This window comes from Providencia sp. Je.9.19, assembly GCF_051129765.1.
Taxonomy (GTDB): domain Bacteria; phylum Pseudomonadota; class Gammaproteobacteria; order Enterobacterales; family Enterobacteriaceae; genus Providencia.
The window spans coordinates 83,601-95,586 of the sequence record NZ_JBCPSS010000003.1; the positions used below are offsets into that span (position 1 = coordinate 83,601).

The following is an 11,986-nucleotide window of genomic DNA, read 5'->3' on the forward strand; positions in this document are numbered from 1 at the left end:
ATACTTTTCTACATTTTTACTTATCTTAATTTGAAATACAAAGCCGTTCGCAAATATTGTGTTGGCTCGTATTACACCATAAATTAATTGCGAAGCGCTTCGCAAAACACTCAATATTTATAAAAATCCACTTGATATATACGGAGTTTGCGGAGTTTGCGGAGTTTGCGGAGTTTGCGGAGTTTGCGGAGTTTGCGGAGTTTGCGGAGTTTGCGGAGTTTGCGGAGTTTGCGGAGTTTGCGGAGTTTGCGGAGTTTGCGGAGTTTATCTAGTAATAAAAAACAGCGCCGTGTTAAACACAAGCGCTGTTTTGCTGTAATAATTAAGATTTATAGTCTGTTATTGACCATAAATATTTACACGGTCACGCAACTCTTTACCTGGCTTAAAGTGTGGAACATATTTGCCTTCCAACTCCACTTTATCTCCAGTTTTTGGATTACGACCAACACGTGGAGCACGGTAGTGAAGAGAAAAACTGCCGAATCCACGGACTTCAATACGCTCGCCATCAGCTAACGTATCCGCCATATGCTCAAGTATTTCTTTTACAGCTTCTTCGACGGTTTTCGCTGAAAGATGAGATTGCTGGCTAGCCAGTTTTTCAATTAACTCAGACTTGGTCATAGTACCTCCCTAAACTACCGTTACAAAGGGGTAATGAATTACCCCCACTTAATTATTCGCCTTTAGCTGCTTTGAAAGCTTCAGCCATAGCACTGTTGCTGAAAGTCGTTTCTTCTTGCTTGTTCACGGTAGCGATAGCATCTTTTTCATCAGCTTCGTCTTTCGCACGAACAGACAGGTTGATTACACGATTTTTACGATCAACGCCTGTGTATTTAGCTTCAACATCATCACCAACATTCAGAACCAATGTTGCATCTTCAACACGGTCACGTGAAGCTTCTGATGCACGCAGGTAACCTTCAACGCCAAGAGTCAGCTCTACAGTTGCACCTTTAGCATCAACTGCGATCACTTTACCATTAACGATTGCGCCTTTCTTGATTGATGCTAAGTAGTTATTGAATGGATCTTCAGCTAACTGTTTAACACCTAGAGAAATACGCTCACGCTCAGCGTCGACTTGCAGAACAACAGCTGCGATTTCGTCACCTTTTTTGTATTCACGAACTGCTTCTTCGCCTGTAACGTTCCAGGAGATGTCAGACAGGTGAACAAGGCCATCGATGCCGCCGTCCAGTCCGATGAAGATACCGAAGTCAGTGATAGACTTGATTTTACCTTCAACACGGTCGCCTTTGTTATGAGTTTCTGCAAATTGCTGCCATGGGTTAGATTTGCACTGTTTCAGGCCTAGAGAGATACGACGACGTTCTTCATCGATATCCAGAACCATAACTTCAACAACATCACCAACGTTAACAACTTTAGATGGGTGAATGTTTTTGTTAGTCCAATCCATTTCTGAAACGTGAACCAGACCTTCAACGCCTTCTTCAATTTCAACGAAGCAGCCGTAGTCAGTTAGGTTAGTAACGCGACCAGTCAGTTTAGTACCTTCTGGATAACGTTTAGCGATTGCGACCCAAGGATCTTCGCCCAGTTGTTTCAGACCCAGAGAAACACGAGTGCGCTCACGGTCAAATTTCAGAACTTTAACATTGATTTCATCACCAACGTTGACGATTTCGCTTGGGTGTTTAACACGTTTCCAAGCCATGTCAGTGATATGCAGCAAGCCATCAACACCGCCAAGATCAACGAATGCACCGTAGTCAGTAAGGTTCTTAACGATACCTTTAACTTCCATGCCTTCTTGCAGATTTTCTAGCAGTTGATCACGCTCAGCGCTGCTTTCTGATTCAATTACAGCACGACGAGAAACAACAACGTTGTTGCGTTTCTGATCTAACTTGATTACTTTGAATTCAAGCTCTTTGCCTTCAAGGTGAGTAGTATCACGAACAGGACGTACATCTACCAGTGAACCTGGTAAGAACGCACGAATACCGTTCAGTTCTACAGTGAAGCCACCTTTTACTTTACCGTTGATAACACCAATTACAGTTTCAGCTTCTTCGTAAGCTTTTTCCAACGTCAACCATGCTTCATGACGTTTAGCTTTCTCACGAGAAAGGATAGTTTCACCGAAACCATCTTCTACTGCATCCAGCGCTACATCGACTTCGTCGCCAACCTGGATTTCAAGCTCACCCTGAGCATTTTTGAATTGTTCTACTGGGATAGCAGATTCTGATTTAAGGCCTGCGTCTACCAGGACTACATCTTTATCAATAGCAACAACAGTACCACGGACAATAGAACCAGGACGTGTTTCAATATTCTGCAGGGATTCTTCAAATAGTTGGGCAAAAGATTCAGTCATATTAATGATCTTCAAGGGTTTCTTATTAACGTCCATCTAGCGTCCCGCCAAATGGGGTTGTTTCACATACCCCACAACATTCCTTGTCGTAAGGTGGATACCATACAAATAATATAATCAGTATGGTAGTAAGTGCGTATATTATCTAATTATAAGCTAAAATAAAGCCTATTATCACGATAATTGTAGAATATTTTTAGCATAGGTGCGTGCTTTTTCAATAACTTCCTCAATTGACATACTTGTGGAATCCAGCACTAATGCATCTTTCGCGGCGATAAGAGGCGCTACCGAGCGATTACGATCACGATAATCACGCTCTTCAATTTCGGTTAGAAGTCGTTCAAAGTTAACATCAAACCCCTTTTCCTGCAACTGCTTCATACGCCGATGAGCTCGTTCTTGTGCTGATGCGTCAAGAAAAATCTTAACGGGGGCATCAGGAAACACTACCGTTCCCATATCTCGACCATCGGCTATTAGCCCGGGCATTGTTCTAAATGCACGTTGGCGACGGAGCAATGCTTCTCTTACTCGAGGAAAAGTGGCGGTTTGCGAGGCGGTATTTCCGACAGTTTCTTGTCTAATTTGATTAGAAACATCTTCCCCTTCAAGAATCACTTTTAGCGTATTTTCTTCAGGTACAAAACGCACATCTAAATTTGCGGCCAAAGGTACTAATGCATCTTCTGATTGAATATCAACATGATGATGTAGAGCCGCTAGCGCTAATACGCGATAAATTGCACCAGAGTCTAAAAGTTGCCATCCAAATTCATTTGCTAACGCTTGGCAAAGAGTGCCTTTACCAGCTCCGCTTGGTCCATCAACGGTAATTACAGGGGCAATTGCCGCCATAAAAATCTCCTTTGTGCAAATAGTCTTCGCTACCCGCAATAAAAATCTGTGTAGGTATTATACCTACTCATCAATTTTGTGAAATAAGCAGGTGACAATCAATGAGGTAAAAATGCGTAAACCATGATGAATTAAGTAGCATTAAAATGAAGGAAAAGTGTAGATAAAATAGACGTAAAATTTAGTAGGCTGATATTAAACAAAATAATATCAGCCCTACAGAGCCGTTCAATGGCTCTTTAAAAACGAAAATATCTAACTTCTAATACTGGCTTAAGCTTAATAACGGCTCAAACTAGATAATTGCTCAAAATAGTCAGGAAACGTCTTCGCTGTACAACCTGGATCTAAGATAGTGACCGGAGTGTCAGATAAAGCAACTAACGAAAAGCACATTGCGATTCGGTGATCGTTATAAGTTTCAATCTGTGCATGATTTAATTTTTTTGGTGGAACAATACGAATGTAATCATGACCTTCATCAACTTCAGCACCAACTTTACGCAGTTCAGTTGCCATTGCATATAAACGGTCTGTTTCTTTAACGCGCCAGTTATAGATATTGCGAATAACTGTTTCCCCTTCTGCAAAAAGTGCCACGGTTCCTATTGTCATCGCTGCATCAGGAATCGCATTCATATCCATGTCGATGCCGTTAAGTGTACCGCGTTCACACTCAACATAATCATCACCCCAACGGATGATCGCTCCCATTTTTTCTAACACATTGGCGAACTTAGTATCACCTTGCAAACTATTACGACCAATACCCGTTACTCGCACCACACCACCTTTTATTGCCGCCGCCGCTAAGAAATAAGATGCTGAAGATGCATCACCTTCAACGAGGTATTCACCAGGTGATTGGTATTGTTGTTGCCCCTTAATTACAAACTGTTGATATTGTTTGTTTTCTACTTGTACACCAAAACTTTGCATTAAAGCTAAAGTAATATCAATGTAAGGCTTAGAAACTAAGTCTCCAATAATTGAAATTATCGTGTCTTGTCGTGCCAATGGGGCCGCCATCAATAAAGCGGTTAAAAACTGACTAGAAACTGAGCCATCAACCGAAATAGCGCCACCAACAAATCCCCCTTTCAAACGAATAGGTGGATAGTTTTCTTGCTCTAAATAATCAATTACTGCACCGCCTTCTCTTAATGCATCAACTAAGTGCCCAATTGGACGCTCTTTCATGCGCGGCTCACCAGTTAATACAATATTATTGTCACTTAAAGAAAGTGCGGCTGTGAGCGGACGCATTGCGGTACCCGCATTGCCAAGGAATATTTCTAATTCACCATGATTGGATAAACAGCCGTCTATACCTTCTACACTACAACGCGTTTTATCATCTGATAATTGGTATTTAATACCTAACTGACTTAATGCATTCAGCATATGGCGAATATCATCACTATCTAATAAGTTAGTAAGTACAGTCGTACCTTTTGCCATTGCCGCTAATAAAAGTGCGCGATTTGATACACTTTTAGACCCTGGCAAATTAATAATGCCGTTAACTGAAGATATAGGTTGTAATGTCAGGGATTGCATAAAAAGCAGTTTCTCCAATGTTATTTAATACTATTTTTATCACTATAAGAAAAATAAAACATAGCGGGTCAGGCATCCTATCCTGACCAAAACCATATTTAAATTAAATAGTTAATATTAGGCGTGGCGGCGTTCAAAATCAGCCATAAAATCAACAAGAGCTTGAACTCCCGCTAATGGCATTGCGTTATAAATAGAAGCGCGCATACCGCCAGCAACTTTATGCCCTTTCAGAGACAGTAAGCCAAGCTCTTTCGCTTCATCAATAAATTTCGCATCCAGACTAGGATCTTGCATTTGGAATGGCACATTCATCCAAGAACGATTTTCAACCGCAACACGATTAATATAGAACTCGCTGTTATCGATAGCGCTATAAAGCAATTGTGATTTTTCGTAATTGCGATTAGCCATTTCTTGCAAACCGCCTTGTTCTTTTAACCATTTGAAAACCATGCCAGATAAATACCAAGCAAAAGTCGGAGGGGTATTAAACATTGACTCATATTCTGCCAATACAGAATAATCAAACACCGACGGAGTCTGAACAGCAGCGTGTCCAAGTAAATCTTCACGAATAATAACGATGGTTAATCCCGCCGGACCAATATTTTTCTGTGCGCCTGCATAAATTACACCATAACGGCTAACATCAATTGGCTTAGATAGGATTGACGATGAATAGTCAGCAATCACTATTTTATCTTTAGGAAAATCAGGGTCTTCATGAAGCGACAAACCACCAATCGTTTCATTTGGACAATAATGAATGTAAGCCGCATCTTGACTTAATGGCCATTCGCTCATTGGTTTTAGACCAACAACACCGTCTTTTTCTTGTTCTATATGAATAATATTAGGTTTACAGTATTTTTGAGCTTCTTTTGCCGCAGACTCAGACCAATAGCCGCTAACGATATAGTCCGCTGTAGTTTTATCACCAAGTAAATTCATTGGAATGGTGGCGAAATGAGCTCGAGCACCACCGTGACAGAATAGAATTTTATAGTTGCTTGGAACGTTGAGTAAATCACGTAAATTTTGTTCTGCTTCTTTTGCAACTTCAATGAAATCTTTTCCGCGATGACTCACTTCCATTACTGAAACGCCTAAACCTTTCCAATTACAAAATTCTTGTTCAGCGCGACGCATGACTTCAACAGGTAGCATTGCTGGACCTGCACTGAAATTATAAACCTGACTCATTGACCTCACCCTATCTTCAATAATGTTAGTTAAACTCACTCAGATACTTAAAGTTGTATCATCCCACGCCTTTAGCTGCAACGGTTATTGTGAGCTAGCTTTAAAAATCTCGGAGGTTATTTTTTAGCAAAAAAGTAAACAGTTTTGTTAATGCCGTCACATTATCAACAGCCACAATATTATGAAGTGATTAACAATAAATAAGGGATAAAATCCCGATTATAGTGATTTATCTATAATCGGGATAAAAGAGGTAGGATGATACTTTAAACCAACAATCAGCGAATAACTTTACTCACAATTTCGATAGCTTCTTTTTCAATGAGACGAAGATGCTCCTCACCTCTGAAGCTTTCACAGTAAATTTTATAGGCCTCTTCAGTTCCAGAAGGTCTTGCCGCAAACCATCCGTAATCGGTCATAATTTTAAGACCGCCAATTGCAGCACCATTACCAGGAGCAGCAGTTAAACGTTGAGTAATTTTATCCCCCGCTAAAGTATCTGCGGCGACCATTTCAGGCGATAATTTACTTAATTTGGCTTTTTCTTCGTGAGAAGCTTTCGCTTGAATGCGATTATAAATAGGTGCACCAAACTTTTTAGCTAGCTTATTATAACGTTGCTGTGGATTTTCGCCGGTTACTGCGGTAATTTCAGCGGCCAGCAAACACATGATTATGCCGTCTTTATCCGTTGACCATGGCGTGCCATCAAACTTAAGAAATGAAGCGCCTGCGCTTTCTTCACCGCCAAACCCGAGTTTTCCACTAAACAAGCCATCAACAAACCATTTAAATCCAACAGGAACTTCAATTAACTCGCGGCCGATATCATTGACGACACGGTCAATCATTGCACTGGAAACTAATGTTTTACCCACCGCAACATCTTTCCCCCACTGAGGGCGATGTTGGAAAAGGTAATCAATTGCAACAGCAAGATAATGATTAGGATTCATTAAACCATCAGGCGTCACGATTCCATGGCGATCATAATCTGGGTCATTGGCGAATGCTAAATCGAACTTTTCTTTCATACCAAGCAGACCAGCCATTGCCCACTTAGATGAACAATCCATCCGAATCACACCATCATGATCAAGAGGCATAAAACGGAATGTTTGGTCTAATTGATCGTTTACAATCTCAATATCTAATTGATAATAATCTGCAATTTTCTTCCAATACTCAATACCAGAACCACCAAGAGGATCAACGCCAATCTTTAATCCTGATTTCTGAATAGCCTTCATATCGACCACTTCACCAAGTGATGACACATAAGGCATAATTAAATCTTGCTCAACAATATAACCACTAGTCATCGCATCTGTGAAATTCAGACGTTTTACACCCACAAGGTTGCTAGCGAGTAACTGATTTGCGTGTTTTTCAATGACAGAAGTTAAATCTGTATCGGCAGGTCCACCATTAGCGGGGTTATATTTAATCCCACCATCTTCAGGGGGATTATGCGATGGCGTAATAACGATTCCATCGGCAACATCTTGATTTAATTTGTTATAACTTAATATAGCATGGGAGATAGCGGGAGTTGGCGTAAATCCATTCGCCTCTTGAATAACAACTTTAACTTGATTTGCCGCTAAAACTTCAATCACAGTAATGAACGCTGCTTCAGACAATGCATGAGTATCTTTACCGACAAAGCAAGGTCCTGTAATACCTTGTTGTTTACGTAAATCTGCGATTCCTTGTGCAATAGCTAAGATGTGATTTTCATTAAAGTTTTTGCGTACAGAACTACCACGATGCCCTGATGTACCAAATTTTACCGCTTGAGAAAGGTTATCTGACTGTGGTTGTTGCGTATAATATTGAGCGGTCAATTGCGCAACATTTATCAAGTCATTTTGAAACGGAAGCTGCCCTGCACGTTCATGTATTGTCACTTGTACTCTCCCAAAGCACTGATGCTTCGTTATCAACACCAGTGATATCTCAATTTTTAGATGGTATTACTGACCTTTTCAATCACATTTGCAGGGAATTGCATTTCCTGCATGATGGCATCAACCATACTCCGTTTGCGATTGGTATTTGTGTTAGTAATCACCCAGTAAGGCGTACCTGGAATATGACGAGGTTTCGATTGCTTACCTGCCGCGAGCAAAGTTTGCTCATCACCTGCAAAATAAATACGTGTACGGCCATGCATAGATTCTGTCGCACTTGCAAAACAGTTGTTATCTAAGCCATATAACGTGGACAAAATTAACATAAAGCGGTCGATTGCTTTGCTTTTTTCTGCATAAGCATCCGACAATAAAAGTTCTCGAATAACCCTAACAGGATTTTGTGCAACCACTGGCGTACTAATGACCTGAGCGGCTTGCTGTTCTAGCGGCTCATGGTTTAATTTTTTTGCTTGTACTGGCTGCCCGGGTTTGAAATTTAACATACGGCGCAAAATATCCGATGCACTTTCACCGATATGCTGTGTATGACTCGCAATATAGCGGTAAAGTTCTTCATCAACGTCTATTGTTTTCATTTTTTCCCAGTACTTTTTTAACTAAAATTTGCGTAACGATTATAAGACAGATTTAAAAAAAACAAAACAATTAAAATTTCAACAACTTAAAGCAAACATTGTTTCAATCTTCAATGATAATTCAGTAAGTTATCATACCCAAACTCAGTTTAGTTTACCTTTGTTTGCTTTTACTCAAAACAATAAAATAGTAACATCCATTTTAGTTACCATAAAATTGACAAAGCAAGTAAACTAAATTTTGCAATTTGGTTTTGCTTTATTGATATGCCATGATAACGCACCTGCACTACTAATAAGTTGATAATTCAAATATGACTGAGCAACTAAATTACACCATTCACCGACCTGAAAATCCTATTTCGAATACACCAGTCATACTCATTCATGGGTTATTCGGCGATCTTAATAATTTAGGTATTTTAGGTCGAGATTTACAACATTACGTTGATACTATTCAAATTGATGTTCGTAATCATGGTGATTCCTTCCGCGCACCACAAATGGAATACCAAGAGATGGCGCAAGACGTCATTACACTCATTAAATCATTAGGTTATCAATCAGCCATCCTAATTGGTCATTCTATGGGTGGTAAAATTGCCATGGCGGCTACTGAAATTGCGCCTGATTTTATTGAAAAAATTGTTGTTATCGATATTGCTCCAGTGGCTTACCAAGTTCGCCGTCATGATGAAATATTCGCTGCACTCGAAGCTGTCATCCAAGGAAAAGCGAAAACGCGCCAAGAAGCGACGGTCATCATGCGCCACGATATAAAAGAAGATGGTGTTATCCAATTTTTACTAAAATCATTTCGCCAAGGTGAGTGGAAATTTAATCTACCTTCGTTGAAGGATAATTATGAAAAAATTATTGGTTGGAAAACTGTTCCTGCGTGGGATAAACCGGTTTTACTAATCCCGGGTGGACGTTCACCTTATGTACAAGCTGAATATAAAGAACAAATTGTCGCACAATTTCCAAAAGCAAAAGCTTGGATTGTGGCTGATGCAGGACATTGGGTTCATGCAGAAAAACCAGAACATGTATTAAGAGCCATTCACCGATTCTTAAATTTACCCGAATAAATTTATCTAATTTCGTAATATTAGATATTGAAGAGCCTAAATGACTTCTTCAATATCTAAATAAGTATCGTTAATGTCATTAGTCCCTATCAAAAAGTAATATAATAAGACTAACTTCAATACACATCTAATTATTATTTCTGTATTATCTCATTTATAAAAAAAACAATTAAATATTATCATTAAATATGAATACTTCGATGCTATTCACTAGAATATTTTAATTAAAAATCATGCTTTACTTAATTTAATCACTGAGCGATATATTTTAAATTGAAATACAAAAGGATTATTAATACAAAAAATGAAAAGTGATCACTCACAATCAACATTACATTTCATTAGCATTATAATAAAATTATCAAGCGAAATTGATCCTGATAATTTTAAAGAAACAATAGCTGAATCTAAAAACCACCATGAGGCCATTAATTTAATTAGAAGAAAATATAATGTTATTTGTAAATACAAGAATCAAAAAAAGAAAGATATAAAAAAAATTGATACCCCATCAATTATTTATGACACGAATGGTAATGCTCTATTACTTGCCAACTACAATCAAGACCAAGTTCTTATCCAAAAATTTGGAAATAATCCTCCTGAGATATGGAGTCTTAATGAGTTTAATCAGCAATGGAGCGGACGCTGGTTACAAGTGAATGTGAAACAAAGTAAATTCGATATCGTTTGGTTTCAAACTGAATTTATGAAATACAAAAAAATCATTGCAGGCGTATTAGTCTTTTCTTTTATTTTACAAATACTCGCGCTAGTTTCGCCCATTGTAATGCAAGTTATTATGGATAAGGTTTTGATTCACAATAGCTTAACAACCCTTGATGTTTTAATTTTCGGATTGATTATAGCGGCTTGCATTGAAGTCATATTAAAAGGACTAAGAGAATATATTTATCACCATACTGTTAATCGAATTGATATTACTTTAGGATTAAAACTAGTTAATCATTTACTACACTTACCTATTCCCTTTTTTAAAAACAGACAAATAGGCGCAATTGTTACTCGAGTAAAAGAATTAGAAACTATTCGAGAGTTTTTGACGAGTAGCTTTTTTACATTATGCGTTGATGTATTATTTTTATTTGTTTTCATTTACGTTATGAATTTACTGTCAACAACCCTTACGCTACTCTTTTTATGCTCAATTCCATGTTATCTATTAGTCGCTTGGTGGCTAACGCCTAAGATTGAAGCCGCAACTCAACAACAATTTGCCAATATTGCAATTAACACCTCTTTTCTTACCGAAAGTATTAATGGTATCGAAACAGCAAAAAGCTTGTCTATTGAACCCAATTTTACTCGACGTTGGGATAACCAAACTTCTGATATGAGCCAAACTAACTTTGTTTCAGGTCAAATAAGCTCACGCTCTGAACATATTGTTATGGTAATAGAAAAAGTGACCAGCGCTATTATTCTATGGGTTGGTGCATCTGAAGTTCTCGCCTTACAAATGACGATAGGCCAATTTATTGCTTTTTATATGATGGTCAATCATGCAAATCAACCTTTAGTGAAATTAGTCAAGTTATGGGGAGATTATATTCGCACTAAAGTTGCAATAGAAAAGCTTGCGCAAATTATTAATTTGCCTATAGAGCAAAACAATTCAACCAACAAAGATATTCTAAACGGAAACATTTATCTTAAAAATATTTCATTCCGCTACCAACCAAATACACCTTATATACTGAAAAATTTTAATTTAGCAATAAAAGAAGGCGAAACGTTAGGTATTGTCGGGACGTCCGGTTCGGGTAAAAGTACATTGGCTCGATTAATGTTACGGCTCTATACCCCTGAGTCCGGCGGTATTTATATTGATGGCTCACCCTTATCATCAATTAATCTTAAATCATTGAGAAAACAAGTCGGCATTGTCCTGCAAGAAAACTTTTTATTTAACCAAACTGTGTTCAAAAATATTGCCCAAACATTACCAAATGCCTCAATGGATGAAGTTGTTAATTCAGCCAAAATGGCAGGTGCTCATGATTTTATTTTAAAATTACCCATGGGCTATGACACGATATTATCCGAAGGTGGCTCTTCTTTATCCGGTGGGCAACGTCAAAGAATAGCCATTGCACGAACCTTATTAGCTAACCCTAAAATCATTATATTTGATGAGGCCACCAGTGCTCTAGATGATGAGTCCCAAGCTATTATTCAGGAAAATATGCAAATTATTGCTAAAGGTCGAACCATCATCACTATTGCTCATCGTTTATCGACCATTCGTAACCATCAGCGCATTATTGTTATGCAAAATGGTGAGATTATTGAACAAGGTAATCATCAACAATTAATTGAAAAAAATATGTTTTATAAGCACTTATGGACGCTACAACAATCTCTTAAGTCATAACATGGATG

Annotated in this window: 9 protein-coding genes; 2 read left to right on the top strand and 7 right to left on the bottom strand. The window is 38.4% G+C overall.

What is annotated here, in order from left to right:
* Window positions 1-339: 339 nt before the first annotated feature.
* The 7 genes from ihfB to seqA all read right to left on the bottom strand — a co-directional run bounded on the left by ihfB (window position 340) and on the right by seqA (window position 8,492).
* Window positions 340-627, bottom strand: a complete 288-nt coding sequence (ihfB, locus tag AAZR93_RS12990; RefSeq protein WP_294100205.1) for an integration host factor subunit beta — start codon at window positions 625-627, stop codon at window positions 340-342.
* Between the two features lie 52 nt (window positions 628-679).
* Complete coding sequence (rpsA, locus tag AAZR93_RS12995) at window positions 680-2,353, bottom strand: 30S ribosomal protein S1 (RefSeq protein ID WP_294101314.1); 1,674 nt, start codon at window positions 2,351-2,353, stop codon at window positions 680-682.
* A gap of 174 nt (window positions 2,354-2,527) precedes the next feature.
* Window positions 2,528-3,211: a (d)CMP kinase gene (gene cmk, locus AAZR93_RS13000; RefSeq protein WP_336428478.1), complete on the bottom strand. Its 684-nt coding sequence runs from the start codon at window positions 3,209-3,211 to the stop codon at window positions 2,528-2,530.
* Window positions 3,212-3,490: 279 nt separating this feature from the next.
* The gene (gene aroA / locus AAZR93_RS13005; RefSeq protein WP_434720040.1) at window positions 3,491-4,771 is read right to left on the bottom strand and encodes a 3-phosphoshikimate 1-carboxyvinyltransferase; all 1,281 of its coding nucleotides are present in this window, start codon (window positions 4,769-4,771) and stop codon (window positions 3,491-3,493) included.
* Between the two features lie 117 nt (window positions 4,772-4,888).
* Window positions 4,889-5,977 carry a 3-phosphoserine/phosphohydroxythreonine transaminase gene (serC, locus tag AAZR93_RS13010; RefSeq protein ID WP_294100209.1) on the bottom strand — a complete coding sequence of 363 codons (1,089 nt, stop codon included), beginning with the start codon at window positions 5,975-5,977 and terminating at the stop codon, window positions 4,889-4,891.
* 278 nt (window positions 5,978-6,255) lie between these two features.
* The gene (gene pgm, locus AAZR93_RS13015; protein ID WP_336428481.1) at window positions 6,256-7,890 is read right to left on the bottom strand and encodes a phosphoglucomutase (alpha-D-glucose-1,6-bisphosphate-dependent); all 1,635 of its coding nucleotides are present in this window, start codon (window positions 7,888-7,890) and stop codon (window positions 6,256-6,258) included.
* A 56-nt stretch (window positions 7,891-7,946) separates the two neighbouring features.
* Window positions 7,947-8,492 carry a replication initiation negative regulator SeqA gene (seqA, locus tag AAZR93_RS13020; RefSeq protein WP_294100211.1) on the bottom strand — a complete coding sequence of 182 codons (546 nt, stop codon included), beginning with the start codon at window positions 8,490-8,492 and terminating at the stop codon, window positions 7,947-7,949.
* Between the two features lie 314 nt (window positions 8,493-8,806).
* Here seqA and ybfF point away from each other — a divergent pair, with 314 nt between their 5' ends.
* Window positions 8,807-9,583 (top strand): esterase, encoded by a 777-nt coding sequence (gene ybfF, locus AAZR93_RS13025; protein WP_434720041.1) that lies wholly within the window; start codon window positions 8,807-8,809, stop codon window positions 9,581-9,583.
* 304 nt (window positions 9,584-9,887) lie between these two features.
* Window positions 9,888-11,978: a peptidase domain-containing ABC transporter gene (locus tag AAZR93_RS13030; protein WP_434720042.1), complete on the top strand. Its 2,091-nt coding sequence runs from the start codon at window positions 9,888-9,890 to the stop codon at window positions 11,976-11,978.
* The last annotated feature ends 8 nt before the right edge of the window (window positions 11,979-11,986 follow it).